Annotated in this window: 18 protein-coding genes and 1 tRNA gene; 9 read left to right on the top strand and 10 right to left on the bottom strand. The window is 73.0% G+C overall.

Annotated features, from left to right (window positions below):
• Positions 1 to 37 precede the first annotated feature (37 nt).
• Positions 38 to 1,366 (bottom strand): M20/M25/M40 family metallo-hydrolase, encoded by a 1,329-nt coding sequence (locus ACQ3I4_RS02520; RefSeq protein WP_329861503.1) that lies wholly within the window; start codon positions 1,364 to 1,366, stop codon positions 38 to 40.
• Positions 1,367 to 1,526: 160 nt separating this feature from the next.
• Here ACQ3I4_RS02520 and ACQ3I4_RS02515 point away from each other — a divergent pair.
• Together ACQ3I4_RS02515 and ACQ3I4_RS02510 are read left to right on the top strand one after the other, a co-directional pair.
• A tRNA-Leu gene (locus ACQ3I4_RS02515) sits at positions 1,527 to 1,611 on the top strand.
• Positions 1,612 to 1,995: 384 nt separating this feature from the next.
• Positions 1,996 to 3,828 (top strand): peptidoglycan DD-metalloendopeptidase family protein, encoded by a 1,833-nt coding sequence (locus ACQ3I4_RS02510; RefSeq protein WP_430632728.1) that lies wholly within the window; start codon positions 1,996 to 1,998, stop codon positions 3,826 to 3,828.
• A gap of 43 nt (positions 3,829 to 3,871) precedes the next feature.
• On the opposite strand, the gene ACQ3I4_RS02505 is transcribed toward ACQ3I4_RS02510, so the two are convergent.
• Entirely contained in the window at positions 3,872 to 5,092 is a 1,221-nt protein-coding gene (locus ACQ3I4_RS02505) for a glycosyltransferase family 4 protein (RefSeq protein ID WP_329861507.1), read from the bottom strand.
• A gap of 153 nt (positions 5,093 to 5,245) precedes the next feature.
• Between ACQ3I4_RS02505 and ACQ3I4_RS02500 the strand changes: the two genes are divergently transcribed.
• Positions 5,246 to 6,508, top strand: a complete 1,263-nt coding sequence (locus tag ACQ3I4_RS02500; protein WP_329861508.1) for a glycosyltransferase — start codon at positions 5,246 to 5,248, stop codon at positions 6,506 to 6,508.
• Here the strand turns inward: ACQ3I4_RS02500 and ACQ3I4_RS02495 are convergent.
• From ACQ3I4_RS02495 to ACQ3I4_RS02485, 3 genes are read right to left on the bottom strand one after another with little or no spacing between them, the layout of a single operon-like run.
• A complete protein-coding gene (locus ACQ3I4_RS02495; protein WP_329861510.1) occupies positions 6,505 to 7,398 on the bottom strand; it encodes a MaoC family dehydratase in 894 nt (297 codons plus the stop codon). The two genes, ACQ3I4_RS02500 and ACQ3I4_RS02495, sit on opposite strands and share 4 nt — an antisense overlap.
• The gene (locus ACQ3I4_RS02490) at positions 7,395 to 8,726 is read right to left on the bottom strand and encodes a 3-oxoacyl-ACP reductase (protein WP_329861512.1); all 1,332 of its coding nucleotides are present in this window, start codon (positions 8,724 to 8,726) and stop codon (positions 7,395 to 7,397) included. Before ACQ3I4_RS02490 ends, ACQ3I4_RS02495 begins: the two co-directional genes overlap by 4 nt.
• A gap of 2 nt (positions 8,727 to 8,728) precedes the next feature.
• Positions 8,729 to 10,045, bottom strand: coding sequence for an acetyl-CoA C-acetyltransferase (locus ACQ3I4_RS02485; RefSeq protein ID WP_329861513.1), 1,317 nt, complete (start codon positions 10,043 to 10,045; stop codon positions 8,729 to 8,731).
• 109 nt (positions 10,046 to 10,154) lie between these two features.
• Here ACQ3I4_RS02485 and ACQ3I4_RS02480 point away from each other — a divergent pair, with 109 nt between their 5' ends.
• Together ACQ3I4_RS02480 and ACQ3I4_RS02475 are read left to right on the top strand one after the other, a co-directional pair.
• Positions 10,155 to 10,898, top strand: coding sequence for a TetR/AcrR family transcriptional regulator (locus tag ACQ3I4_RS02480; protein ID WP_329861514.1), 744 nt, complete (start codon positions 10,155 to 10,157; stop codon positions 10,896 to 10,898).
• Positions 10,895 to 12,982, top strand: a complete 2,088-nt coding sequence (locus ACQ3I4_RS02475) for an acyl-CoA dehydrogenase (RefSeq protein ID WP_430632727.1) — start codon at positions 10,895 to 10,897, stop codon at positions 12,980 to 12,982. Before ACQ3I4_RS02480 ends, ACQ3I4_RS02475 begins: the two co-directional genes overlap by 4 nt.
• A gap of 165 nt (positions 12,983 to 13,147) precedes the next feature.
• Here the strand turns inward: ACQ3I4_RS02475 and glgA are convergent, their stop codons facing one another.
• A complete protein-coding gene (gene glgA, locus ACQ3I4_RS02470; RefSeq protein WP_329860153.1) occupies positions 13,148 to 14,344 on the bottom strand; it encodes a glycogen synthase in 1,197 nt (398 codons plus the stop codon).
• Positions 14,345 to 14,439: 95 nt separating this feature from the next.
• On the opposite strand from glgA, the gene glgC reads away from it, so the two are divergent.
• The gene (gene glgC, locus ACQ3I4_RS02465; RefSeq protein ID WP_329860152.1) at positions 14,440 to 15,714 is read left to right on the top strand and encodes a glucose-1-phosphate adenylyltransferase; all 1,275 of its coding nucleotides are present in this window, start codon (positions 14,440 to 14,442) and stop codon (positions 15,712 to 15,714) included.
• 106 nt (positions 15,715 to 15,820) lie between these two features.
• The gene (locus tag ACQ3I4_RS02460; protein ID WP_329860151.1) at positions 15,821 to 17,329 is read left to right on the top strand and encodes an SDR family NAD(P)-dependent oxidoreductase; all 1,509 of its coding nucleotides are present in this window, start codon (positions 15,821 to 15,823) and stop codon (positions 17,327 to 17,329) included.
• A 4-nt stretch (positions 17,330 to 17,333) separates the two neighbouring features.
• Here ACQ3I4_RS02460 and ACQ3I4_RS02455 read toward each other — a convergent pair whose 3' ends face one another.
• Genes ACQ3I4_RS02455 through ACQ3I4_RS02445 form a run of 3 tightly spaced genes read right to left on the bottom strand, consistent with a single transcriptional unit; the run spans position 17,334 to position 20,720 of the window.
• On the bottom strand, positions 17,334 to 18,185 hold the full coding sequence (locus tag ACQ3I4_RS02455) for a transglutaminase family protein (protein WP_329860150.1): 852 nt from the start codon (positions 18,183 to 18,185) through the stop codon (positions 17,334 to 17,336).
• Positions 18,182 to 19,108 (bottom strand): alpha-E domain-containing protein, encoded by a 927-nt coding sequence (locus ACQ3I4_RS02450; protein ID WP_329860149.1) that lies wholly within the window; start codon positions 19,106 to 19,108, stop codon positions 18,182 to 18,184. Before ACQ3I4_RS02450 ends, ACQ3I4_RS02455 begins: the two co-directional genes overlap by 4 nt.
• Before the next feature lie 43 nt (positions 19,109 to 19,151).
• Positions 19,152 to 20,720, bottom strand: a complete 1,569-nt coding sequence (locus ACQ3I4_RS02445; protein ID WP_430632726.1) for a circularly permuted type 2 ATP-grasp protein — start codon at positions 20,718 to 20,720, stop codon at positions 19,152 to 19,154.
• Between the two features lie 106 nt (positions 20,721 to 20,826).
• On the opposite strand from ACQ3I4_RS02445, the gene ACQ3I4_RS02440 reads away from it, so the two are divergent.
• Together ACQ3I4_RS02440 and pepN are read left to right on the top strand one after the other, a co-directional pair.
• Positions 20,827 to 21,849 carry a YeiH family protein gene (locus tag ACQ3I4_RS02440; protein WP_329860147.1) on the top strand — a complete coding sequence of 341 codons (1,023 nt, stop codon included), beginning with the start codon at positions 20,827 to 20,829 and terminating at the stop codon, positions 21,847 to 21,849.
• A gap of 33 nt (positions 21,850 to 21,882) precedes the next feature.
• Positions 21,883 to 24,519, top strand: a complete 2,637-nt coding sequence (pepN, locus tag ACQ3I4_RS02435) for an aminopeptidase N (RefSeq protein ID WP_329860146.1) — start codon at positions 21,883 to 21,885, stop codon at positions 24,517 to 24,519.
• Between the two features lie 74 nt (positions 24,520 to 24,593).
• Here the strand turns inward: pepN and ACQ3I4_RS02430 are convergent, their stop codons facing one another.
• Positions 24,594 to 25,784, bottom strand: coding sequence for a lipoate--protein ligase family protein (locus ACQ3I4_RS02430; RefSeq protein WP_329860145.1), 1,191 nt, complete (start codon positions 25,782 to 25,784; stop codon positions 24,594 to 24,596).
• Positions 25,785 to 25,885 lie beyond the last annotated feature (101 nt).

Raw genomic sequence — 25,885 nt, 5'->3', positions numbered from 1 at the left:
TCCGTTTCTCTCGTGTCTTCTCCGGCAGCGCGCCGGATCAGTAGGTGCTCAGGAGGCGGTGCAGCACGCGCGTGCCGAAGTGCAGCGCGTCCACGGGGACCCGCTCGTCGACGCCGTGGAACATGCCGGTGAAGTCGAGGTCGTCGGGCAGGCGCAGGGGCGCGAATCCGTAGCCGGTGATGCCCAGGCGCGCGAGTGACTTGTTGTCGGTGCCGCCCGAGAGCATGTAGGGCAGCACGACCGCGCCCGGGTCCTCCGCCCCGAGCGAGTCCACCATGGAGTCGACGAGGGAGCCGGAGAAGGGCACTTCGAGGGCGATGTCCGAGGTGACCGTGCTGATGTCGATCCCCTCGCCGACGAGGCCGCGCAGCGTCTCCATGACGTACTCGTCGCGACCGGGCAGCGTCCGGCAGTCGATGAGCGCCTCGGCGGAGCCCGGGATGACGTTGTGCTTGTAGCCGGCCTTGAGGACGGTCGGGTTGGAGGTGTTCCGCAGCGTCGCTCCCACGAAGCGCGCGACGGTGCCGAGCTGGTCGAGGAGGGCCTCGGGGTTTGCCTCGTCGAATTCGACGCCTGTGATGTCGGACACGGCCTCGAGGAACGCGCGGGTCGTCTTGGTGTATTCGCTGGGCCACTCGTGGCGTCCGACGGCGGCGACGGCCTCGGCGAGGCGCGTCACCGCGTTGTCGGTGTTGATCTGGGATCCGTGGCCGGCGCGGCCGGCCGCCGCCAGGCGGAGCCAGGCGATGCCCTTCTCCGCGGTCTGCAGGAAGTAGGCCCGCTGTCCGCCGATCGTCGACGAGAAGCCGCCGACCTCGCTGATCGCCTCGGTGGCGCCTTCGAAGACCCCGGGGTGGTGGTCCACCATCCAGTGGGCGCCGTATTCGCCGCCGGCTTCCTCGTCGGCGAAGAACGCGAAGACGATGTCCCGCCGCGGCCGGGTTCCCTCGCGCTGCATGCGGCGCTGCACCGCGAGGATCATGGCGTCCATGTCCTTCATGTCGACGGCGCCCCGGCCCCAGACCAGTCCGTCCTTGACCTCCGCGGCGAACGGGTCGACGCTCCAGTCCTCCTTGAGCGCGGGGACGACGTCGAGGTGGCCGTGGACAACGAGCGCCGGCAGGGACGGGTCGCTGCCTTCCATGCGTGCCACGACGCTCGCCCGCCCGGGAGAGGACTCGTAGATCTCGGGCGAGAGCCCGCCCTCGTCCAGGAGTCCCGCGACGTATTCGGCCGCCCCGCGCTCCCCCCGGCAGTCGTTGCCCCCGAAGTTCGAGGTGTCGAACCGGATGAGGTCCCTGCAGATGCGCAGGACCTCGTCCTCCGCGATCCGGGCCGCGTCCGTGGGGTCTACGTGCTGAGTCATGGCTGTCCCTTCCGCCTGCCGCTGGTGCCTCCCAGCCTAGCCAGTCGGAGGTGGCGGGGGCCGAATTGGGAACTGCGCGAACTGCGTGCTAGAGTCTTACTCGCTGCTTTCGCCGGTGCGGGACTTGAGAGAGTCACCGGATCGGCGGAGATCTTCACCTGCGCGGGTGGCGGAATAGGCAGACGCGCTAGCTTGAGGTGCTAGTCCACGTATAGTGGGTGGGGGTTCAAGTCCCCCTCCGCGCACGAAATGAGCCCCGGATTTCCGGGGCTTTTTTCATGCCCTGGCGCGCCGCCCCGCCGGCGCCTGCGAAGCTTCCGTCCGCGGTCACAAGCCCCTGACCTTGAACCCTTCGCCACAAGCCTGCGTCCTTGTCCTCCGCGGGAGCGCATCGGCACCCCGCGGAACCCTAGTCGCCCGCGCCGATCGGGAGTACGGTGTTGCCTACGTAGCTGTCTGTCCGGAAGGCCGTTGAATTGGGGTGGCCCTCCGGTGGTTGAGGGGAACAGATGAAGACGCACGGACGAAGGCGGAGTTCTTGGGGAACCCGCCGGGCGTCCGCTTCGTGGCGTTGGATCGCCGCGGCAGCGGCCGCCGCCTTGGTTGCCGGTACCGCGCCGGGGGCCGGAGTGGCCCTGCCGCTCCGGACCAGCGACGTCCGGACCGGTTCCGATCTGCCCTGGGCCAGAGAACAGCTGGCCCAGCCGGTCAGCGTGCCCGGTCTGCAGGACCAGGACGCCTCCTTCAGCCAGGACGCCTTCTGGCCCGCGCCCGAGGCGGGTACGACGCCGGTCACGGCACCCTGGGAGCGGCCGTCAGGGCTCGAGGTGCAGTCCGACGGAACGGCGACCGACGGGCAGAGCATCCTCCGTTCGACGCACCGGCTGGACCTCACGGGGGCCGATTCGGGCCTGCCCGGCGGGCTCAAGCTCGCCCACCCCGTCTCCGTGCTGCGCATCACGAGCCCCTTCGGCTGGAGGAAGAATCCGACGGGCCCCGGACACCACATCCACATCGGACAGGACTACGCGATCGCCTGCGGCACCCCCGTAAGGGCCGCGGAGGCCGGCAGAGTCGTCCAATCGGCGTGGGCCGGGCACTCGGGCCAGCGCATCCGGATCGACCACGGCCACGGGATCGAGACGGCCTACAGCCACAATTCGCTGCTCATCGCCCAGGTCGGCGACACCGTGGAACAGGGCGCCCTGCTGGCGCTCTCCGGGACCACCGGGAACTCCACCGGCTGCCACCTGCACTTCGAGGTCTACGTCAACGGGCACTGGACCAATCCCGCCCTCTACCTGCCGCGGATCCCGGGCCAGCCCGCGCCGATGACCCCGCGTGAGCTCGTCCGCGTCCGGGACGCGAAGACCCCGTCCACGACGCCGGGCGCGAACTACCTCCAGGCGGGCGCGCCGCGCCCGTCGACGGTCGCGTCACCCGCGCCCGCCCCGTCGCGCCCCGCCGCGCCGGCTGAACCGTCGTCGACCGCGTCCGGCCCTCCGTCGGCTCCACCGGGCACCGCCGTGAAGCCCTCGCCCACAGCGGCACCGCAACCGGAGCCGGCCCCCTCGGCCCCTCCTACACCCACCGGCCCCGCGGCGCCGACGCCGGTCCCCTCGCCGACCCCGGGGACACCGGTCCCGACGCCCGTGCCGACGACGCCCGCACCGGCACCTGAACCACTGCCCACGGAGACCGGACCGTCCGGTCCGGACCCCACGCCGGTTCCGACGCCCACGGCCGCACCCGAAGCGCCGGAGCCCACGCCGGGACACGGCGATCCGGAGGATGACACGCCGGGAGGACCCGACGGCGAGGAGGCCACGCCGCCGTCTCCCGGTCCCGGGGACCCGGCCGGTGACGGTCCCTCGGCCCCCGACCCGTCGGACGGACCGGGCGATGGATCCGGTGATGGACCGGGCGCAGGCACGGACCCCGCGGAATCCGGCACCGGGCACTCCGAGGGCGATCCGGCGGACGGCGACGCGGCGTCCACGGACGGCGGACCGGGCGACCGGGACGCGGACGAGGACCCGGCCGTCGCGGATCCCCCGCCGGTCAACCCGACACCGGCCTCCGCAGCTCCGACGACCGCAGCGCCCGGGCCGTCGTCCGCACGGACGCCGCAGGACGCTCCGCGGCCCGCCGCCACGGCCCAGAGCACGACCACGTCCCAGGCCGCAGCGAAGCAGATGGCCACGCCCTCCCGGGCGGTCACGCAGGAACCGGCGGCCACCGCCGTCGGATCCACGGCGGCAAGGGCCGGGACCGAATCGGCCCCGCGTCCGGGCACGGCCACACCGGAGGCTCAGCGCCCGTCGCACGGCCGCGCTGCCGGAGGAGACGGTGTCTGTCCAGAGGGGACCGACGATGTCCACGTGGCGGAGCGCTCCGCCTCCGGAGCCGAGGACGCGGCCAAGGAGAATGAAAGCTGCCTCGCGGCCGACTCGCAGACCTGACGGCCGGCCAGGGCCTCCAGGTGGCGCGTCAGGCGGTGACTGGTCAGTCCGCCGGGCCCCCGTGGGCGAGAAGGCGCTCGTAGAGCCGGCGCGAGGACGCCTCGAACGACGCGGGCAGGAACAACTCCGCCGCGCCGCCCGCGGCGCGTGAGAGCTTCTCGGCGATGGCGGGATCCTCGGCGAGCTCCACGAGGGCGTCCGCCATCGAGTCGATGTCCGGTGCGGGCGCCATGTATCCGCACGTGGCCAGCCCCTCCCGCAGCTCGGGATCGACGTAGAACACGCCCCGGCCCAAGAGGACGGATTCGACGACGGTCATCGGCTGGTTGTCGAAGCCGAACGAGCTCAGGCACGTGAGGTGCGCCCGCGAGACGAGCCCCCGCACCGTCGCGTTGTCCACCCGCCCGAGGAACTCGACGCCCTCGAGGCCCCGCGCCGCGGCCTTCGCCTCGGCCAGCTGCAGCCCGTCGCCGATGACCGAGACCTGGAGCCGGCCCGGACCGAGGCGCCGGGAGGCCCGGGAGACCGCCTCGAGGAACGGAAGCAGACGCTTCTCGGCCACGCAGCGGCCGATCCAGGCCAGGCGCAGCGGATCCGTCGGGCCGCGGCCCGGCAGCGGCACGGGTTCCGCGTCGATCCGGAAGGTGTTGGGCACCACGACGACGTCCACGAGCCCGGCCGCGCGCAAGTGGCGGGCCTGGTGCGCGGACGGGGAGACGACCGCGTCGGCGAGCCGCGCCGTCGTCAGCGTCATGTTGCGCAGCGCCGCGTCCACGGGCCGTTCGCCCAGGCTGGCCCGCGTGATCCCCCCGTTGGTCAGCCAGCGGTAGAACCCGCGCAGCAACGCCGCGGCAACGGGCTGGAGCGGCATGAGGGCCTGCCAGAAGAAGGTATGCACGGTCAACACCACGGGGATCCCGGAACGTCGCGCCGCGCGGAAGCCGGCGCGGACCAGGCCGAACTCCGAGTGGCAATGCAGGACCTCGACCCCGCGGCGGCGCAGGACGGAAGCGAGCCGGCGCTGCAGCCCCGCCGAGGTGCGGATCAGGGGCAGCCCCACGGCGGGCAGGGTCAGCGAGAAGTCGACCGGTTCCATGTCGATCCGCGGGTGGTCCTCGAGCGCCGGGACCGGGCCGCGCGGCCTCGGGGCGATCACGGTCACCTCGTGGCCCGCATCGGCGAGGACCCGCGCCTGCTGCAGGAAGGCCGTCTGGGCTCCTCCGAGGTACTCCAGGGAGTAGTCGCACATCAGGGCCACACGCATGCCTCCAGCCTAGGCCACGCCGGGCGCCGACCGCCCCGGCGGCACGGCCCGGAGTCCTGGCCGGCCGGACACCGGGTGGCGGGCGCCCCGGCGGCGGGGATAGCCTGCTGCTGACGCGATCGGCCCATGGTGGGCGGCGCCTAAGGATGGACGATGCCCGCACGCACCAACGCCTCCGGGGCCCTCGATGCCCCCCGGCGGATGGCCATGCTCTCCCTGCACACCTCTCCCCTGGCCCAGCCGGGGGCGGGCGACGCGGGCGGGATGAACGTCTACGTGCGCCAGCTGGCCTCGGCTCTGGCGCGCACCGGAATCGAGGTCGACGTCTTCACGCGGGCCGTCGACGGACCGTCCACGACCGACCTGGGCGACGGGGTGCGCGTCCGCCACGTCGCCGCCGGTCCGCGCGGGCCGTTGTCCAAGGAACGCCTGCCGGAGCACCTGCCCCAGCTCGTCGCGGCGATCAACGACTGCTGTGCGGGCCGCTACGAATTGATCCACAGCCACTACTGGATGTCGGGCGTGGCGGGGCTGCGGCTGGCCGCCGACTGGAACGTGCCGCTCGTGCACACGATGCACACGATGGGAGCGGTCAAGAAGCGTCACCAGGCCGGGGCCGAGGAGCCGGACGTCCGCCTCGCCGCCGAGGCGCGCCTCGCCGCGGAGGCCGCCCGGCTCACGGCCAACACCCCGGCCGAGGTCGCGGAGCTCGTGGGCGACCTCGCCGCCGACGCGGGGCGGATCGACGTGGTCCCTCCCGGGGTCGACCTCGGGATCTTCCATCCCGGCGCCGAGCCGCTCTGGGAGGGCCTGCCCGGTCCGTCCCGCGGCGTGGCCGGCGTTGACCGGCCACTGCGGCTGCTCTTCGCGGGCCGGGTCCAGAAGCTGAAGGGCCCGCACATCCTGGTCCACGCGATCGCCGAACTGCACCGCCGGCGCCCGGAGCTCGGCGTCGAACTGGCCCTGATCGGGGCGCACAGCGGAGCCAAGGAGCTCGACCTCCGGCAGGTCATCGCCGACGAGGCGCCGCACCTGGCGGTCCGGATCCTGGATCCCGTGCCCCCGGCGCACCTGGCCCGGTGGTTCGCGGGAGCCGACCTCGTGGCCGTGCCGTCCTACAGCGAGTCGTTCGGGCTCGTGGCCATGGAGGCGCAGGCGTGCGGGACCCCCGTCATCGCGAACGACGTCGGAGGGCTGGCCCATACGGTCCGCGATGGTGCAACGGGGGTACTGGTGCCCGGGCTGGATCCGGTCCTCTGGGCGTCGGCCCTCGAGGCGCTGGTCGACGCGCCCGGGCGGCTGGACGCGTGGGGCGCGGAGGCGGCGCGGCACGCGGCGGGCTTCAGCTGGGAGCGCACCGCCGCGGCCGCGCTGCACAGCTACCGCAACGCCCTCGCCGTCCCGGTCCCCGGCTAGGCGCCGGCGACCGTCGGTTCCACGGATCCGCGGAAATGCCGGCGCCCCGTGCGGCCGTCCCAGCCACTGAACCCGGTCCGGCCGCCGTCCGGCCGGGCCGCGAACTGCACGGTCCCGGGCAGGAAGACGGGTGCCTCGAAGGTGATCTCCCAGCGGTAGCCGCCCTCGACGGGGGCCGTCGAGGCCAACGCCCTCCCTGCGAGATACATGCCGTGGGCGATCTGCCGCTTCAGGCCGAGGGCCCTCGCGCTCGCCGCCGAGAGGTGGATCGGGTTGTAGTCGCCGAGCACCGCGGCGTAGTCCCGTCCCGTTCCCGGACCGAGGCGCCAGGCGCCGGTCCGCGCGGGCGCCGCGACCCCGGCGTCGTCCCGCGCGGGCCGCTCCGGACGTTCGCCGGCCCACACCCCCTTGGCCAGGTAGGTGGAGGTGCCGCGCCACGCCGGGCCGTCGCCGTTGTGCACCTCGCTGACCAGGTCGACCCGCGTACCGGCGTGGTGCGGCGCCAGCTCCTCCGCCCACGCGCGGACCTCGAGCGGCCCGGACACGGCCAGGGGCCGGGCGTGATCCACCCGGTTGGCCAGGTGCACCATGCCCAGGAGCGGCAACGGGAACGAGCGCTCGGCCATGAGCCCCATGGCGACGGGGAACGCGAGCCCGTGGACGAATACGGAGGGGAGCGTGTCCCGGACCGTGTCGCCCATGAGCCGCTGGTAGGCCACGACGCGGGCGGGGTCGGCGCGCACGCCGGCCACGCGGTGCTCGGTTTCCGGCAAGGCTCCCGGCGTCTCCCGCCCGCGCCCGGCCAGGCGGGCGAGGTGCCCGCCGGCCGCGGCGGCGTAGAGCGACGGGAGCGAGGGCGCCGCGTCCAGCTGGACGATCCGGCGGCTCATCGGCCCACCAGGGACTGCCCGCAGACCCGCAGCGTCTGCCCGTTGATCCCGCCGGCGGCGTCGGAGGCGAGGAAGGCGATGGCCTCGGCGACGTCGAGCGGCAGCCCGCCCTGCATGAGCGAGGGCATGAGCATGCGCGCCACGGTGCGGGTCGCGACGGGGATCTTCGCCGTCATGTCGGTCTCGATGAAGCCGGGCGCCACAGCGTTGATGCCGCCGGCGCCCATGCTGCGGGCCGTCGCCGACACCATGCCGATGACCCCGCCCTTCGACGCGGCGTAGTTGCTCTGGCCGCGGTTGCCGGCGATGCCGCTCGTGGAGGCGAGCGAGACGATCCGCAGTCCGTCGATTCCGGCGGCGAGGAACGCCTCGTTCATGGCGAGCTGCGATTCGATGTTGACGGCGATGACGGAGTTCCAGCGGGCAGCGTCCATGTTGGCCAGGAGCTTGTCCCGCGTGATGCCGGCGTTGTGCACGACGATGTCGAGCCCACCGTGGCGGGCGCGGGCGTGCTCGAGGATCAGCGCGCCGGCGTCGGGCCGGGTGATGTCCAGTTGCAGCGCCGTGCCGCCGACCTCGTTCGCGACGGCCGCGAGCGCTCCCCCCGCGGCGGGGACGTCCACGACGACGACGCGGGCGCCGTCGCGGTGCAGGGTCCGGGCGATCGCCGCGCCGATGCCGCGCGCGGCGCCCGTGACGACGGCGGTCTTGCCGGCGAGCGGGCGGTCCCAGTCCTGTGGCAGCGCGCCCCGTCCGGTCTCGATGGCGAGGAACTGGCCGTCGACGTACGCGCTGCGTCCGGAGAGCAGGAAGCGCAGCGCCGCGACGGCCGAGGGGGCGCCGGCGTCGATGCCCTCCCCGAGCAGGATCCCGTTGGCGGTCGCCCCGCCGCGCAGCTCGCGCCCGATCGAGCGCACGAAGCCGTCCACGCCCTGCCGGGCCGCGGCCTCGGCCGGATCCAGCTCGGGCCCGGACGGGCGCGAGACGGAGACGACGCGGCCTCCGGGGGCCAGCTGGCGCAGGGCCTCCCCCGTCTCCAGCGCCACCTCGGCGAGGTCGCGGGGCGCGCGCACGTCGTCGAGGGCGAGGACGACGGCGCCGGCCGTGCCGGGGCCTCCGGCGTGGCGCCTGACGTCGAGCCCCCAGCCGAGCAGGACCCCGGACAGCGCGGCGGCGGAGGCCCCGCCGCCGAGCAGCAGGACGGGCCCCGGGACGAGCGGCGCGGCCGGGTCGTAGCGGCGCAGGATGGACGGCCGGGGCAGTCCCAGGGCCTTCGAGAGCTGCTGGGTCAGTCCGGTGTTGACGAGCTTGAGGTACGCGTCGGCCATGATCAGCGCGCCTCCAGGATCGCGACGACGCCCTGCCCGCCGGCCGCGCAGACGGAGATCAGGCCGCGGCCCGAGCCCTTCTCGTGGAGCATCTTGGCCAGGGTGGCGACGATCCGTCCGCCCGTTGCGGCGAACGGGTGCCCCGCGGCGAGCGAGGAGCCGTTGACGTTGAGCCGGGAGCGGTCGATCGAACCGAGCGGGGCGTCGAGGCCGAGCTTGTTGCGGCAGAAGTCCGGGTCCTCCCAGGCCGCCAGCGTGCTGAGCACCGTGCCGGCGAAGGCCTCGTGGATCTCGTAGAAGTCGAAGTCCTGCAGCGTCAGGCCGTTGCGCTCGAGCAGCCGCGGCACGGCATAGGCGGGGGCCATGAGCAGGCCCTCCTTGCCGTGCGCGAAGTCGACGGACGCGGCTTCGAAGTCGACGAAGTCCGCCAGCATCGGCAGGTCGTTCTCGCGCGCGAAGTCCTCGGAGCCGAGGAGGACGGCCGAGGCCCCGTCGGTCAGCGGCGTCGAGTTGCCCGCCGTCATGGTGGCGCGCTCGCCCAGCTCGCGTCCGAACGCGGGCTTGAGCGAGGCGAGCTTCTCGAGCGTCGTGTCGGGGCGCAAGTTGGTGTCCCGGGTGACACCGCGGAACTCGGTGACCAGGTCGTCGAAGAAGTGGCGGTCGTAGGCGGCGGCGAGGTTACGGTGGCTCGCGAGCGCCAGCTCGTCCTGGGCCTCGCGCGTGATCCCCCACGCCGCCGTCGTCAGGGCCTGGTGGTCTCCCATCGACAGGCCCGTGCGCGGTTCCCCGGTTCCGGGCGCATCGGGGGCGAGGTCGCGGGGACGCAGCTTCGCGGCCGCGGCGAGGCGCTGCGGCAGGGTCCTGGCGCGGGAGAGCTCGAGCAGCACGGCCCGCAGGCCCTCGCTCACGGCGATCGGCGCGTCGGAGGTCGTGTCCACTCCCCCGCCGATGGCCGACTCGATCTGCCCGAGCTTGATCTTGTTCGCGAGCGAGCCGATGGCCTCCAGACCCGTGGCGCAGGCCATCTGGACGTCGTAGGCGGGCGTCTCGGGGGCGAGCGCGGTGCCGAGGACGGATTCGCGGACCAGGTTGAAGTCCCGTGAGTGCTTGAGGACGGCGCCGCCGGCGACGGCACCGAGGCGGTGGCCCTGCAGGCCGAACCGTGCCACGAGGCCGTCGAGCGCAGCGGTGAGCATGTCCTGGTTGGACGCCTGGGAGTAGGCGCCGTTGGAGCGGGCGAACGGGATCCGGTTGCCGCCGATGACGACGGCGGGGCGCACGGCTTCCGCTCGCGCTGCGGACGTGGGCTTTTCGGCCATGGTGTCTCCTTGGGAGTCGCTGCGGGGTCCCGCCGCGGCCGGAGGTGCTTTCTCGCGGCCGGTGTGACGAGGGTTACCGATACCTAGCGTACCTGATACGCTGGGTATCGTGAACATCCCCGCCACGCCCCTTGCCGGGCACCCGGCCGCCCCCGGCGACGGCCGCTCCGCCCGCTGGGACGCCCACCGCCAGTCCCGCAAGCTCGCGCTCGTCAAGGCCGCCCGCAAGGCCGTCCACCGGCTCGGCCCGGCGGCCTCGATGGAGGACCTCGCCACGGCGGCCGGCACCAGCAAGTCGGTCTTCTACCGCTACTTCGGCGACAAGGACGGCCTGCGCCGCGCCATGGGCGAGATCGTCGTGGGGACGATGCGCGAACGCATCATGTCCGCCATGCAGGACGCCTCCTCGCAGGCCGAGGGGCTCGGCTCGATGGTCGGCGCCTACCTGTCGATGGCGGAGACGTCCCCCAACGTGTACTTCTTCGTCACCTCCACCGACCGCGAGTCCCCGGGCGGCACCGCGGATCCCCTCGACCACTTCCTCGCCGAGCTCACCTCGATGATGGCCGGGCACATGCGCGGCTATCTCGCGGGCCACCCCGGGCACGGCGCCCCCGACACGGACCTCGAGTTCTGGCCGCGCGCCGCGCTCGGCATGGTCCGCACCACCGGAGAGGCCTGGCTGCGGATGCCGGCAGACCGCTCACGGCCCACGCGCGACGAGCTCACGGCGGCGCTGCTGCGCTGGCTCGTCCACGGCATCGCGGCCGAGGGCGCCGCGGGCCCCGCCGACACCGACTCCGCCGAACGCTCCAGCTCGGCACACCGACCCGAACGAAAGGCCACGCAGTGACCCAGGAAACCCCCACCTCCCCCGTTCCCGATCCCCGCGTCGACGTCGACGCGCTGGGCGCCCAGCTCCTCGGCAAGTGGGCCGACGTCCGCCGGACCTCTCGCGCCCTCGCGGCCCGCCCGGAGTTCCAGCGCATCGACGGCCAGTCCATGGACGAGCACCGCGACCGCGTCTTCGACCAGCTCCGGCTCCTCGTCCAGGAGAACGCGATCTCCCGCGCGTTCCCCCGCGGCGTCGGGGGCGGCGACGACCACGGTGGAAGCATCGCGGCCTTCGAGGAGCTCGTCACGGCCGATCCGTCACTCCAGATCAAGGCCGGCGTCCAGTGGGGCCTCTTCGCCGGGGCCGTCCTGCACCTGGGCACCGAGGAGCACCATGAGAAGTGGCTCCCGGGCATCCTCTCCCTGGAGATCCCCGGCGCCTTCGCCATGACCGAGATCGGGCACGGATCGGACGTGGCCAGCATCGCGACCACGGCCACCTACGAACCGGAGACGGAGGAGTTCGTCCTCCACACGCCGTTCCGCGCCGCCTGGAAGGAGTACCTCGGGAACGCCGGCATCCACGGCCAGGCCGCCGTCGTCTTCGCCCAGCTCGTCACGCGCGGCGTCAACCACGGCGTGCACGCCTTCTACGTCCCCATCCGCGACGGAGCCGACTTCCTGCCCGGTGTGGGCGGCGAGGACGACGGCCTCAAGGGCGGACTCAACGGCATCGACAACGGCCGGCTGCACTTCACCAACGTCCGCGTCCCGCGCACCAACCTGCTCAACCGCTACGGCGATGTCGCCGCCGACGGCAGCTACAGCTCCCCCATCGCCAGCCCGGGGCGCCGCTTCTTCACGATGCTCGGCACCCTCGTCCAGGGCCGCGTGTCCCTCGACGGCGCGGCGGCCGCGGCGAGCAAGACGGCCCTGCAGATCGCCGTGGGCTACGGCAACCAGCGCCGCCAGTTCAACGCCTCCTCCGACACCACCGAGGAGGTGCTGCTCGACTACCAGCGCCACCAGCGCCGCCTCCTCACGCGCGTCGCGACGACCTACGCCATGGGCTTCGCCCACGAGGAACTGCTCGAGAAGTTCGACGACGTCTTCTCCGGAGCGCACGACACGGACGAGGACCGGCAGGACCTCGAGACCCTCGCTGCCGCCCTCAAGCCCCTCTCGACGTGGAACGCCCTGGACATCCTCCAGGAATGCCGCGAGGCCTGCGGCGGGGCCGGCTTCATCGCCAAGAACCGCTTCACCGCCCTGCGTGCCGACCTCGACATCTACGTGACGTTCGAGGGCGACAACAACGTCCTGCTCCAGCTCGTGGCCAAGCGGCTGCTCTCCGACTACGCGGAGGAGTTCCGCAACCTCGACGCGGGGGTCCTCGCCCGCTACGTCGTCCGCCAGGCGGGCAACGCCGCCCTGCACCGCACGGGTCTGCGGCAGCTCGCGCAGACCTGGGCCGACACCGGCTCGGAGAAGCGCTCGGCCAACTTCCTCAAGGACCCGCAGACCCAGCGGGAGCTGCTCACGGACCGCGTGCGCTCGATGGTCGCCGAGGTCGCCGACGTCCTGCGAGGTGCCGCGAAGCTGCCCCAGGACCGCGCCGCCGCCCTCTTCAACGAACACCAGAACGAGCTCATCGAGGCCGCCCGGGCCCACGCCGAGCTGCTCCAGTGGGAGGCCTTCACCCGGGGCCTCGCCCGCGTGGAGGACCCCGGCACCCGCGCCGTGCTCACCTGGGTCCGCGACCTGTTCGGGCTCGGCCTGATCGAGAAGGACCTCGCCTGGTACCTCATGCACGGCCGTCTGTCCGGCCAGCGCGCCCGGACCCTCGGCCCGTACCTCAACCGGCTCCTCAACCGCCTGCGTCCGCACGCACAGGACCTCGTCGACGCGTTCGGCTACGCGCCGGAGCACCTCCGGGCCGAGATCGCCACGGGGATCGAGGCGGAACGCCAGGAGGAGGCCATGGAGTACCAGCGCCTGCGCCGCGCCTCGGCCGACGCCCCCGTCGACGAGAAGGTCCTCGCCGCACGGCGCAAGGCCGCCGAGAAGGACGCCCCGCGGAGCGTCTCCACGGCCTCCCGCTGACGCACGCGCCTCGGCACCACTGACGCCGGGCCGGCGCCCCACGTGGGGCGCCGGCCCGGCGTCGTCCGTCCTACGGCCCCGCGACGTCCGTCACCGCACCGCGGCGGGGCGGAACCGGTCGCGACCGCCCCGGTGCGCGTCCGGCGTCGTCCTCCCGGCGTCCCGTCAGGCGAGGGCCGAGCGGTAGACCTCGATGGTCTTGTCCGCGATGGCGTCCCAGGAGAAGTGCCCGGCGGCGCGGCGGCGGCCCGCGGCTCCCATGGCCCGGGCCCGCTCCGGATCCCCGAGGGCCCGGACGAGGGCCGCGGCGAAGTCCCGGACGAAGCCCTCCGGATCCAGGGGCGTGCCGGTGCCGTCCTGGACTTGTTCGAGGGGCACGAGGTACCCGGTCTCGCCGTCCGCGACGACCTCCGGGATCCCGCCCGTGGCGCTCGCGACGACGGCCGTTCCACAGGCCATCGCCTCGAGGTTCACGATGCCCAGCGGCTCGTAGATCGACGGGCACGCGAAGACGGTGGCCTGGGCGAGCACCTGGCTGAGCTCGCGCCGCGGGAGCATGCGCTCGATGACGACGACGCCGTCGCGCGAGGACTTCAGCCCCTCCACGAGCCCGGCGACCTCCGCGGCCAGCTCCGGCGTGTCCGCGGCGCCCGCGCACAGCACCAGCTGGACCTCGGGCGGCAACTGGGCCGCGGCCCGCAAGAGGTACGGAACGCCCTTCTGCCGCGTGATGCGGCCGACGAAGGCGACCGTGGGGCGGTCCGGATCGATGCCGAGACCCTCGAGCGTGTCCGTACCGGGGGCGTCGGACCACGCGTCGACGTCGATCCCGTTGTGGACCACGTGGACGCGGTCCGGGTCGATTCCCGGATAGGCGCGTAGGATGTCGGCCCGCATGCCCGCCGAGACGGCGATGACCGCGGCGGCGGCATGGTAGGCGGTCGACTCCGCCCACGAGCTCAGCGCGTACCCTCCACCGAGCTGCTCCGCCTTCCACGGGCGCAGCGGCTCGAGCGAGTGCGCCGAAACGACGTGCGGGATGCCGTGCAGGAGCGATCCCCAATGGCCGGCCATGTTGGCATACCAGGTGTGGGAATGCACGAGCTCGGCGCCGGCCAGGTCCTGCACGATCTCCAGATCGGTGCCCAGCGTCTGGAGCGCGGCGTTCGCCGAGCCGAGGCCGGGCGGGACGCCGTAGCTGGAGACGAGCGCGCCGTGGTAGTCCTCGGGCCGCGGATCGCCGAAGGCACGGATGCGCAGCTCGAGCCGCGGGGCCAGCACGCGCCCGAGCTCCGCGACGTGGACGCCGGCCCCGCCGTAGATCGTGGGCGGGAATTCCTTGGTAACAATGTCTACTCGCACACTCACAACGTAGTCGGTGCGAGCCCGGTCACATAGTGTGACATTGTGGTGATCGTCGAGGTCGGCAGGCCACGCCGGCCCTAGGAAACGAGGGAGTGCCCATGCCCACGAAGAAGGTCCTCGCCATCGTGCTTGCCGGCGGCGAGGGAAAGCGGCTCATGCCGCTGACGGCGGACCGCGCCAAACCGGCCGTCCCGTTCGGCGGCGGCTATCGCCTGATCGACTTCGCCCTGTCCAACGTCGTCAACTCCGGCTACTACCAGGTCGTCGTCCTCACGCAGTACAAGTCCCACAGTCTGGACCGCCACATCTCCGAGACCTGGCGGCTTTCCGGACAGCTGAACAACTACGTCGCCAGCGTGCCGGCCCAGCAGCGCCTCGGCAAGGAGTGGTTCCTCGGCTCGGCCAATGCGATCCTGCAGTCCAAGAACCTGATCACGGACGCCAACCCGGACTACGTCGTCGTGGTCGGGGCGGACCACGTGTACCGGATGGACTTCTCCGAGATGCTCGAGGCCCATATCGCCGCCGGCGTCTCGGCCTCCGTCGCCGCCGTCCGCCAGCCGCTTTCGCTCGCGAACCAGTTCGGCGTCATCGAGGTCGACCCCGACGCGCCGCAGCTCATCTCCGGCTTCGTGGAGAAGCCCGAGACCACGGCCGGGCTCGCCGACGACCCGGAGAGCTTCCTGGCCTCGATGGGCAACTACATCTTCAACGCCGACGCCCTCGTCGAGGCCCTCGAGCAGGACGCCCTCCGCGACGACACGGCCCACGACATGGGCGGGGACATCATCCCCTCCTTCGTCGAACGGCGTGATTGCGCCGTGTACGACTTCACGCTCAACCCCGTCCCCGGGGAGGCCAGCGACGGCAGCCGCTACTGGCGCGACGTGGGCACGCTGGATTCCTACTTCGAGGCCCACATGGACCTCATCGCCCCGATCCCGGAATTCAACCTCTACAACCGGCAGTGGCCGATCTTCACCCGGCCGACCGTCTCCCCTCCCGCCAAGATGGTGCGCGGGGCCGACGGAACGCCCGGCCAGGCCCACGACTCGATCCTCGCGGCGGGCGTCCTCGTCTCCGGCGCGCTCGTCGAGAATTCCGTCCTGGGAACCGACGTCGAGGTCTCCCAGGGGGCCCACGTCTCGCGCTCCGTCCTGCTGGACAACGTGAAGGTCGGGGCCGGCGCGAGGATCCACCACGCGATCATCGACAAGAACGTCGTCGTCCCCGACGGGGTCGAGATCGGCGTGGACCCCGAGGCCGACCGCGCCCGCGGCTTCACCGTGACCCCGTCCGGGCTGACGGTGCTGAGCAAGGGACAGCTCGTCGTGCCGCAGCCGGGGCGCGTCGCCGCGCGGGACTGAGCGGGCCGCCGGGGCGGAGGGGGCCGGGCCCGGAAACGCCCCGGCCCCCCGCCCGGGCCTCCACGATGCCGCGATCGCGGCCCCCGGGCGATAGGGTGTCCCCGACATGAGTGATGCAAGCACGCCCCGTTCCGCCGCGGAATCCGACGACCAGCCCTTCTCCCCCGAGGACCTCGCGGCCTGCCTGCGCGTCCTCGCGGCCGTGCACACGCTGCCCGACGACGACGAGCGCTTCGTCGCCGTGCGCCGCGCCACGGGCAAGATGTTCAAGGAGGTCAAGCGGCACCGGCGCACGCTGGCCCGCCAGGAGGAGCTCGAGGCCGACCGCCGCCTGATGGAGCTCACGGCCACGGGCGCGGCCGACCGCCTCGACGACGAGACGGAGGGCCTGCCGCTGACCTCGACGGCTCCCGGGGCGACGGCGGGCGAGTACCGCCAGCCGCGCAAGTGCTACGTCTGCAAGCAGCCCTTCACGACCGTCGACGCCTTCCACCACCTCCTGTGCCCGAGGTGCGCGGCCGACGGCCGCCACTGGCGCACCGCCGGCACGGACCTCTCCGGCCGCCGCGCCCTGCTCACGGGCGGACGCGCCAAGATCGGCATGCACATCGCCCTGCGCCTGTTGCGCGACGGCGCCCACACGACCATCACGACGCGCTTCCCGCGGGACGCGGCCCGCCGCTTCGCCGCCCTGCCGGACAGCGCCGAGTGGCTGCACCGCCTGAGGATCGTCGGGATCGACCTGCGCGATCCCTCGCAGGTCGTCGCGCTCACCGACCGGCTCCTCGGCGAGGGGCACCTCGACATCCTGATCAACAACGCGGCCCAGACGGTGCGCCGCACGTCGAACTCGTACCGCCACCTCATCGAGGCCGAGGAGGCGCCGCTGCCGCGGGAGCTCACCCCGGCCGGCGGCGGCCCCGAGGTCTGGGGCGCGGGACACCCGCCCGAGGCGCACCCGCAGGCCCTCGCCGCGGCGTTCGACCTCGAGGCCGGCGCGCTCCTGGCGCCGTCGACGGTGGAACCCGCGCGCCTTGCCGAGCTCGCGATGACCGCCGGCTCGGCCTCGCTCGCCCGGATCGCCGAGGGCACCGCGATCGACGCCGGAGGGCTCGTCCCGGACCTCGTCTCGGAGAACAGCTGGACGCAGGTCCTGGGATCCGTCGACGCCCTCGAACTCCTCGAGGTCCAGCTCTGCAACGTCACGGCCCCGTTCCTCCTGGCCGGCCGCCTCCGCCCCGCCCTGGCGGCCTCGCCCGCACGGCGGAAGTACATCGTGAACGTCTCCGCCATGGAGGGCCAGTTCTCGCGCCGCTACAAGGGCGCGGGCCACCCCCATACGAACATGGCCAAGGCCGCCCTGAACATGCTCACCAGGACGTCCGCCGAGGAGATGCTCGAGACCGACGGCATCCTCATGACCGCCGTCGACACCGGGTGGATCACGGACGAGCGCCCGCATGCGGACAAGGTGCGGCACGCGGCCGAGGGCTGGCACGCGCCGCTCGACCTCGTCGACGGCGCCGCCCGCGTCTACCACCCCATCGTGGAGGGCGAGCGCGGCACGGACCTCTACGGCTGCTTCATCAAGGACTACCGGCCCTCGGCCTGGTAGGCGCTCAGGCCAGGCGCGTGACCTTGACGCTGACGTCGAGCGTGACGCCGCGGCCACCGGCCTGGATGCCCTTGAGCGGGCTCACGTCGCGGTAGTCCCGCCCGCGCGCGACCGAGACGTGCAGGTCGCTGGCCGGCTTGTGGTTGGTCGAATCCCACGACCTCCACTCGCCGTCCCACCACTCGACCCAGGCGTGCGACTGCCCGGCCACGGTCTCCCCGATCGCCGCTTGCGGCCGCGGGTGGATGTAGCCGGAGACGTAGCGCGCGGGGATGCCGAGCGAACGCAGGGCGCCGATCCCAAGGTGCGCCAGGTCCTGGCACACGCCCCGACGCTCCGCCCAGACATCCTCGGCCTTGAAGTGCACGCCCGTGACGCCGGGAACGTACTCGACGTTCTCCTGCAGCCACGCCAGCACGCCGAGCGCGGCCTCGTGGGGCGTCGCGGCGCCGGCCAGGTGGGCGACGGCCGCGACGACGTCGGGGCCGGGCTCGCTCAGCGCCGACTGCGGAAGCCAGTCGGAGAACTCCCCCATGGCGGCCTCGTCCCCCAGGACCTCCCAGCCGGCCAGGTGCTCGGCGCCCGCCGGACGCTCGGAGCGGTGCACCTCGACGGTCGCCTCGGCGTCGACCTGCAGGTAGTCGTGGGGCGTGCCGACGTCGAACGCGGTGACCCGCGTGCCCCAGTAGTCCCGGTACTGCTGCACGGCTCCGGCACCGGGCAGCACCTGGACGGTGCTCTCCAGGACCACTTGCTGCGCATCGGTGAGCGGAGACATCCGGGCCTCGTTGTAGGAGAGCCCGACGCGCCCCTCGTAGTCGTAGCGGGTCGTGTGGTGGATCTTCAGTCGGCTCATGAGATTTCTCCAACCCACGCGGTGTCGGCCGCGCGCGAGAAGTACTTGCGGGTGACGGCGTCGGAGGCCTGCGCGCAGGCCTTCTGGACGCGTTCCATGTGCTCGGGCAGTTCCTGCAGGAGGTCGTCCGAGGGATGGAACTCGAGGAAGGACCGGGCCTGGCCGACGATCCGCCGGGCGTCGGAGTCGAAGCCGACGCGGCGCAGGGACGGGTCCAGGCGCCGCAGGCAGGCCTCGGCCTCCGAGAGCGAGTAGACGATCGAGCGGGGGAAGAGCCGGTCGAGCAGGAGGAACTCGGCGGCGTGCTTCTCGCCGAAGGCCGAGCGCTGCGTGCGCAGGAACGACTCGTAGGCGCCCGCGCAGCGCAGCATGTTCACCCAGGACAGCCCGGAGGCCTGCGTGTCCGCCGTCGAGAGCATCCTCGCCGTCATGTCCGCCTTTTCGAGGGCCCGGCCGAGCTCGAGGAAGTTCCACGACTCGTCCTTGCTCATGGTCGTGTCCGCGGAGCCGCGGACCATGGCCGTGCGCTCGAGGACCCAGTGGCAGAAGCGGAAGGTCCCGACGACGTCCTTGCGGTGCTGGCTCAACCCGTTCCACGTCGTGTTCAGCGCCTCCCAGAGGGAGGAGGAGACGGTCTCGCGGGCGCGCCGGGCGTTCTCGCGGGCCGCCCCGAGGGCGCCGGCGATCGAGGCGGCGTCGGCCCGGTCGTAGGCCATGTGGTGCAGCAGCTCGGCGAGGCCGAAGTCCTCGTCGTCGGTGCGCGCACCCATGACGGCCATGAGCTCCCGCGAGGCCACGCGCTGCTCGGCGAGGGGGAGCTGGTTGAGTCGTTCCAGGTGGACGTCGAGGATGCGGGCGGTCCCGTCGGCCCGCTCGATGTAGCGGCCGATCCAGAACAGCGATTCGGCGATGCGGCTCAGCATGTCGTCTCCTCCTTCAGCGGGTCGGGGGTCGTGTCCGTGGGGTTCACTGCTGCTGCTGCTCGGCCTGGCCGTCGGGGTCGGCATCCCGCGTGCCGACCTCGATGGGCCACACGTTCCTGGCCGCGCGGGAGGACCCGGAGCCGGAAGCCGGCGCCGCCGCGGGTCCCGCCGTGCCGTCGACGACCCACGTGTCCTTGGATCCGCCGCCCTGGGAGGAGTTCACGATGAGCGATCCCTCCTTCAGGGCCACGCGGGTCAGGCCGCCGGGCAGGACCCAGACGTCGTCGCCGTCGTTGACGGCGAAGGGGCGCAGGTCCACGTGGCGCGGGCTGAAGCGGTCGCCGGCCATCGTGGGCACCGTCGAGAGCTGCAGGACCGGCTGTGCGATCCAGCCGCGCGGGTCCTTCAGGACGCGGGCGCGCAGGGCGTCGAGCTCGGCGCGGCTCGCATCCGGCCCGATCACGAGGCCCTTGCCGCCGGATCCGTCGACGGGCTTGACCACGAGCTCCGCGAGCCGGTCCAGGACCTCCTCGCGGGCCGCGGGCTCCTCGAGCCGGTAGGTGTCCACGTTGGGGATGACGGGGTCCTCGTGCAGGTAGTAGCGGATCAGGTCCGGGACGTAGCTGTAGATGAGCTTGTCATCGGCCACGCCGTTGCCGATCGCGTTGGCGATCGTGACGTTGCCGGCCCGTGCGGCGTTGATGATCCCGGGGCAGCCGAGCACGGAGTCGGCCCGGAACTGCTGCGGGTCGAAGAACTCGTCGTCGATGCGCTTGTAGATCACGTCCACGCGCTGTTCGCCCTCGGTCGTGCGCATGTAGACGCGGTTGCCGCGGCAGACCAGGTCGCGCCCCTCGACGAGCTCGACGCCCATGAGGCCGGCGAGGAGCGTGTGCTCGAAGTAGGCGCTGTTGAACACGCCGGGGGTCAGCACGACGACGTTGGGGTCCTCGACGCCGCCCGGCGCCGTCTTGCGCAGCGCCGCGAGGAGCCGGCGCGGATACTCGTCGACGCCCCGGATGTTCTGCTGGCCGAAGGCCTCGGGCAGGCCCTTGGCCATGGCCCGCCGGTTCTCCATGACGTAGGAGACGCCCGAGGGCACGCGCACGTTGTCCTCGAGGACGCGGAATGTGCCGGCCTCGTCGCGGACGAGGTCGATTCCGGAGATGTGCACGCGCACCCCTCCGGCGGGCTTGAAGCCGTGGACCTGGCGGTGGAAGTGGGCGCTGGAGGTGATGAGCTTGCGCGGGACGACGCCGTCGGCGACGACGTGCATCTTGTCGTAGACGTCGTCGAGGAACGCCTCGAGGGCCTTGACGCGCTGGGCCACGCCGACCTCGAGGACGTGCCATTCCTCGCCGGAGAGGACGCGGGGCACGATGTCCAGCGGGAACGGCCGCTCCTCCCCCGCGAAGTCGAAGGTCACGCCCTTGTCCAGGAACGTGCGCGCCATCGAGTCGGCGCGCGCCGCGACGTCCGCCGGGGTCAGTTCCCCGAGGGCCGCGGACACCTGGCGGTAGGCCTCACGGACGGCGTGGTCGCGCTCGAACATCTCGTCGAAGGCCGTGGACCGGTCCTGCGCTGCGGCATAGTCGGCAAATAGATCGGACATGAGAGCTAGATAACCACGTCCGGGGCCGACTTGGCATCCCCGAAGCGCCGGTGTCGTGCCGCGGCGTCGAAAGCGGGTAGCGTTACAGCCGCCCGAAAGGATCCCCATGTACCCTGTGCCGGCTCCGCGCCGCCGCGCCGTGGCGTTGGCGCCGGGCCTCGCCGCGGCCGCTGCCGCCGTCGGCCTCGCCTTCGCCGCCGCCCGAATCCTGCCGGGCATCCCGGCGCTGACGTGGTGCGTCGTCCTCGGCCTGGCCCTCGGCTCCGTCCCGCTGCCCCGGGCCGCCGTGCGTTTCCGCGCGTCGCTGGACGCCGGGCTCGACGTCGCGGCGATGCACCTCATGCGCGCCGGGATCGTCCTGCTGGGCCTGCAGCTCGCGCTGTCCGACGTCGTGGCGCTCGGCTGGGCTGGCCTGGCCGCGGTGGCCGGCGTCGTGGCCGTCGCCTTCGCGGCCACGTGGGCGGCGGCCCGGGCCGCGGGGCTGCCGGGCGACCAGCCGGTCCTCCTGGCGGCGGGGTTCTCCATTTGCGGCGCGAGCGCGGTCGGCGCGCTCGCCCAGGCGCGTGGCACCTCGCGCGACGCGGGGCTCCCCGTGGCGCTCGTGACGTTGTGCGGGACGCTCGCGATCGCCGCCCTGCCGGCGGCCAACCTCCTGCTGGGCCTCGGCCCGGTGGCGTTCGGCCACTGGGTCGGAGCCTCGGTCCACGATGTCGGGCAGGTCGTCGCTACGGCGCAGTCCGCGGGGTCCGCGGCCCTCGCCGCCGCCGTCGTGGTCAAGCTCGTCCGGGTCCTGGCGCTCGCCCCGGTCGCGATCGCCGGCGGCTGGCTGGCCCGTTCCGGGAACGACGCCGGGGCCTCCCGGTGTCCGCCGCTCGTGCCCTGGTTCGTGGCCGGCTTCGCGGCCGCATGCCTGCTCCGCTCCACCGGCTGGGTGCCGGCACCCGTCCTGGACGGGGCCCACGTGGCGCAGGAGCTCCTGCTGGGCGCGGCCCTCGTGGGGCTGGGCTTCGCCATCCGGCCGCGCGAGCTCCTGGGCCAGGCCCGGCGGGCCCTCGGCGTGGCGCTGGTAGCGTGGGCCGCGGTCGCCGCGGCGGGCCTGGGGGCGGCCTGGATCATCGCCTCGACGTGATCTAAAACACTTATTTCATGATTGAATGGGACCGTGGAACCGAACAGCACCCTCATGGACACCGGCCGCAACCTCTCGCGTGGGGAGGCCGCGGAACGCTCGCGGATCCTGACGACGCGCTCCTACGAGGTCTTCCTCGACCTCTCCGGAGCCGAGGACCCCGGCGCCACGGGATATCCCTCGCGCACCACGGTCGAGTTCGACTGCGCCGAGCCCGGGGCCGCGACCTTCCTGGACTTCATCCACGGCGGCGTCGACGCGGTCGAGCTCAACGGCGAGGCCCTCGACCCCGCCCGGTGCGCGGGCCCGTCCCGGATCACCCTGGCCGGACTGCGGGAGCACAACACGGCCACCGTCCACGGCACCGCGCTCTACAGCAGCAGCGGCGAGGGGCTGCACCGCTTCACGGACCCGGCGGACGGGGCGGTCTACCTCTACACGCAGTACGAGCCCGCCGACGCCCGCCGGGTCTTCGCCGACTTCGAGCAGCCGGACCTCAAGGCCTCCTTCACCTTCTCCGTCCGCGCCCCGCGCGGCTGGCACGTGGCCTCGAACCGCTCTGCCGACACGGTCGAGGACCACGGCGACGGGACGGCGACGTGGACCTTCGCCCCGACGGAGCGGATGTCGACCTACATCACGACCATCCTCGCCGGCCCGTACCACTACGTGACGGACAGCTGGGAGGGGACGATGCCCGACGGCACCTCCCTGACGATCCCGCTCGGCGCGTCCTGCCGCGCCTCGCTCGCCCCGCACTTCGACGCGGAGGCGGTCTTCGACGTGACCAAGCGCGGGCTCGACTTCTTCCACCGGCTCTTCGACTACCCGTACCCGTGGGGCAAGTACGACCAGGCGTTCGTCCCGGAGTACAACCTCGGCGCCATGGAGAACCCCGGCCTCGTGACGTTCACGGAACACTACGTCTTCACGTCCCGCGCCACCGAGGCCCAGTACGAGGCCCGCGCGAACACGATCATGCACGAGATGGCGCACATGTGGTTCGGCGACCTCGTGACGATGCGCTGGTGGGACGACCTCTGGCTCAAGGAATCGTTCGCCGACTACATGGGCACGCTCGCCGTCGACGAGGCGACGGACTTCGAGACGGCGTGGACGACGTTCGCCAACCGGCGCAAGGCCTGGGCGTACGTGCAGGACCAGCTGCCCACGACCCACCCGATCGTCGCCGACATCGGCGACCTCGAGGCGGCCCGCCAGAACTTCGACGGGATCACCTACGCGAAGGGCGCCTCGGTCCTCAAGCAGCTCGCCGCGTTCGTCGGGCGCGACGCGTTCGAGGAGGCGACGCGCGCCTACTTCCGCCGCCACGCCTACGGCAACACGTCCCTGCAGGACTTCCTCGACGTCCTCGCCGAGGCCTCGGGCCGGGACATGGGCACCTGGTCCCGTGCCTGGCTGCAGACGGCGGGAGTGCCCGTGCTCGGGATCGAGCTGGACGAGGACGACGCCGGGGCCGTCACCTCCGCGCGGCTCGTCCAGGAGGGGCTCGACCCCGCCACGGGGGCGGAGGTCCTGCGGCCCCACGTGCTGCGGGTGGGCTCGTTCGAGCTCCGCGACGGGGCCCTCGAACGCACGGGAAGCCTCGAGGCGGAGATCGCCGGCGCCTCGGTGGAGCTGTCCGGGCTGGCCGGCCGCCCGCGCCCCGCGCTGCTGCTGCCGAACGACGCCGACCTGAGCTATGCCAAGGTCCGCTTCGACGACGGGTCCCTCGAGGTCCTCCTCGGGCACCTCGACACCCTGCGCGAACCGCTCGCCCGCGCGACCGCCTGGGCCTCCCTGTGGAACATGGTGCGGGACGCGGCCCTCGAGGCCCCGCGGTTCCTGGACGCCGTGCGGCGCATGGCGGGTTCCGTGGGCGACGTCGGCGTCCTCGCGACGCTCCTGTCCCAGGCCGGGACGGCCGTGAGGCTCTATTGCCCGCCCGCCGTCCGCCGTGAGGAGCACCGGCTCCTGGCCGCGGCGCTGCGGGGGCATCTGGACAGCGCGGCGCCGGGTTCCGACCTGCAGCTCGCCTTCGCGCGCTCCCTCGTCTCGTTGGCGCGCGACGGCGGCCTCGACGACTTCGTCGAGGCGCTCCTCGGCGAGGCGCATCCCGTGGACGGCCTCGTCGTCGACGAGGAGTTGCGCTGGGCCCTCCTGCAGGCCGCGGCGGCGCGGGGACTCGTCGACGCCGAGCGCCTCGAGGCGGAGCTCGTGCTGCGCCCCTCGGCCGCGGCGTCCGTCGGGCACGCGCTTGCGTTGGCCTCGCGGCGCGAGGCCAACGTCAAGCGCGCGGCGTGGGACGCCGCGCTGAGCGGCCGGGACGCGGCGGGCCGGGAGCTGTCCAACGACCGCCTGAGCGCCGTCGTGGCCGGGTTCATGGTCGGCGGGCACGCGCTGCTCGATCCGTTCTACGCCGAGTACTGGCCCGCGTTGCGGGGCCTCTGGGAGCGCATGAGCATCGGGCAGGCGACGCGCGTGGTCCAGGGGCTGTTTCCCGGCGCCCAGGACCTCGGCGAGGAGGGCCCGACGGACCACCCCGTCCTGGCCGCGGCGGATGCCTGGCTGCGCTCGAACGACGACGCGCCGCGCGCCCTGCGCCGGATCATCCTCGAGCAGCGTGACCAGTTGGCGCGCAGCCTGCGCGCGCAGTCCGTCGTCGTCTAGCCCGGCAGCCCGTCACCGAAGACGCGGGTGCCGCCGCGGCGTGCGGCGGCACGGGCCCTAGCATGGCGGCCCGGTCAGGGAACGCGCGAGGTCCAGCCCGGATCGAGGAACTTCTCCTCCGCGAGCTCCCGGGCCCGGTGGAGCGTTGCGGCATCCAGGCCGCCCCGGGACGCACCGTAGCGCCGGGTGAAGGTCTGCATCATCGCCTCGATGATCTCCCCGCGGCTCCGCCCGGTGTGGCGCTTGAGCGGGTCGACGCGCTTCTTGGCGCTCGCGATCCCCTTGTCGGAGAGCTTCTCCCGGCCGATCCGCAGGACCTCGGTCATCTTGTCCGCGTCGATGTCGTAGCTCATGGTCACGTGGTGCAGCAGCCCGCCCCCGGCCAGTCGCTTCTGCGCTGCGCCGCCGATCTTCCCGTCGTCGGTGGCAATGTCGTTGAGCGGCTTGTAGAAGGCCCGCACGCCGAGCCCGGCCAGGGCCTCCATGACCCACGCGTCCAGGAAGGCGTAGGAATCGGCGAAGGACATCCCGTCGACGAGCGAGGCGGGCAGGTAGAGCGAGTAGGTGATGCAGTTGCCGGCCTCCATGAACATGGCGCCGCCCCCGCTGATGCGCCGCACGACGGTCACCCCATGGCGCTCCGCGGCCTCGGCGTCCACCTCGTTGCGCAGGGACTGGAAGCTCCCGATGACCACGGCCTTCTCGGTCCAGTCCCACAGGCGCAGGGTCGGGTTCCGCGTCCCGGCGGCGACCTCCCGCGTGAGGACCTCGTCGAGCGCGACGTTGACGGCGATGGGCAGCGGTTCCGGGGCGATGACTTCCCACGCGTGGTCCTCCCACGTCGTGGCGTGGCCGAGGGCGCGCCGGGCTGCCGTGGCGACGGCCGCGGCGTCGAAGCCCGTCATCACCGCTCCGGGCCGCAGCCCCCGGGCCACGGCGTCGCGCAGCTCGGCGTGGGGCGCGTCGGCAGGAAGGCCGCACAGCGCGGCGTTGAGGTCCTCGAGGGCCTCGTCGGGTTCGAGGAAGAAGTCGCCGTTGACGCTCGCCTCGGTGATGATGGCGGGGCCGGCGCCGTCGGTGGGCCCGGTGCGCAGCTCGACGGCGACGAGCTTGCCACCGGGCACCTTGTACGCTCCGCGGTGCAGGACATCAGCCGCGGCGGCGCCGTCGGCCGGGCCGGCACCCGGGCCTGCGTCGTGCCCGGGCCGGGCTCCGGCGTCGTGCGGGGAAGGGCTCGGGACGGTGCTGTGGTGGTCCTGGGGCATGGGATCCATTCTAGGGACGCCGGCCGTCGGGAGCGGTCCTTAAACGCGGAAGGGGCCCCGTCGGGGCCCCTTGCGTCGGCGCGCCGGCGGCGCGTCGTGAA

Origin of the sequence: Zafaria sp. Z1313, from assembly GCF_050563205.1 — a bacterium.
In the GTDB taxonomy this organism is placed as follows: Bacteria; Actinomycetota; Actinomycetes; order Actinomycetales; family Micrococcaceae; genus JAZDCJ01.
The sequence above is the reverse complement of the archived record's forward strand: the minus strand, read 5'-3'. Positions and strand labels throughout refer to the sequence as shown.

Bases quoted from the DNA above. Each gene is read 5' to 3' on its own strand.
- ACQ3I4_RS02430 (WP_329860145.1), bottom strand. From the start codon at position 25,784: ATGCCCCAGGACCACCACAGCACCGTCCCGAGCCCTTCCCCGCACGAC.
- ACQ3I4_RS02495 (WP_329861510.1), bottom strand. From the start codon at position 7,398: ATGAGCCGCCGGATCGTCCAGCTGGACGCGGCGCCCTCGCTCCCGTCG.
- ACQ3I4_RS02490 (WP_329861512.1), bottom strand. From the start codon at position 8,726: ATGGCCGACGCGTACCTCAAGCTCGTCAACACCGGACTGACCCAGCAG.
- ACQ3I4_RS02450 (WP_329860149.1), bottom strand. From the start codon at position 19,108: ATGCTGAGCCGCATCGCCGAATCGCTGTTCTGGATCGGCCGCTACATC.
- ACQ3I4_RS02440 (WP_329860147.1), top strand. From the start codon at position 20,827: ATGTACCCTGTGCCGGCTCCGCGCCGCCGCGCCGTGGCGTTGGCGCCG.
- ACQ3I4_RS02455 (WP_329860150.1), bottom strand. From the start codon at position 18,185: ATGAGCCGACTGAAGATCCACCACACGACCCGCTACGACTACGAGGGG.
- ACQ3I4_RS02520 (WP_329861503.1), bottom strand. From the start codon at position 1,366: ATGACTCAGCACGTAGACCCCACGGACGCGGCCCGGATCGCGGAGGAC.
- ACQ3I4_RS02485 (WP_329861513.1), bottom strand. From the start codon at position 10,045: ATGGCCGAAAAGCCCACGTCCGCAGCGCGAGCGGAAGCCGTGCGCCCC.
- ACQ3I4_RS02460 (WP_329860151.1), top strand. From the start codon at position 15,821: ATGAGTGATGCAAGCACGCCCCGTTCCGCCGCGGAATCCGACGACCAG.
- ACQ3I4_RS02505 (WP_329861507.1), bottom strand. From the start codon at position 5,092: ATGCGTGTGGCCCTGATGTGCGACTACTCCCTGGAGTACCTCGGAGGA.
- ACQ3I4_RS02500 (WP_329861508.1), top strand. From the start codon at position 5,246: ATGCCCGCACGCACCAACGCCTCCGGGGCCCTCGATGCCCCCCGGCGG.
- ACQ3I4_RS02445 (WP_430632726.1), bottom strand. From the start codon at position 20,720: ATGTCCGATCTATTTGCCGACTATGCCGCAGCGCAGGACCGGTCCACG.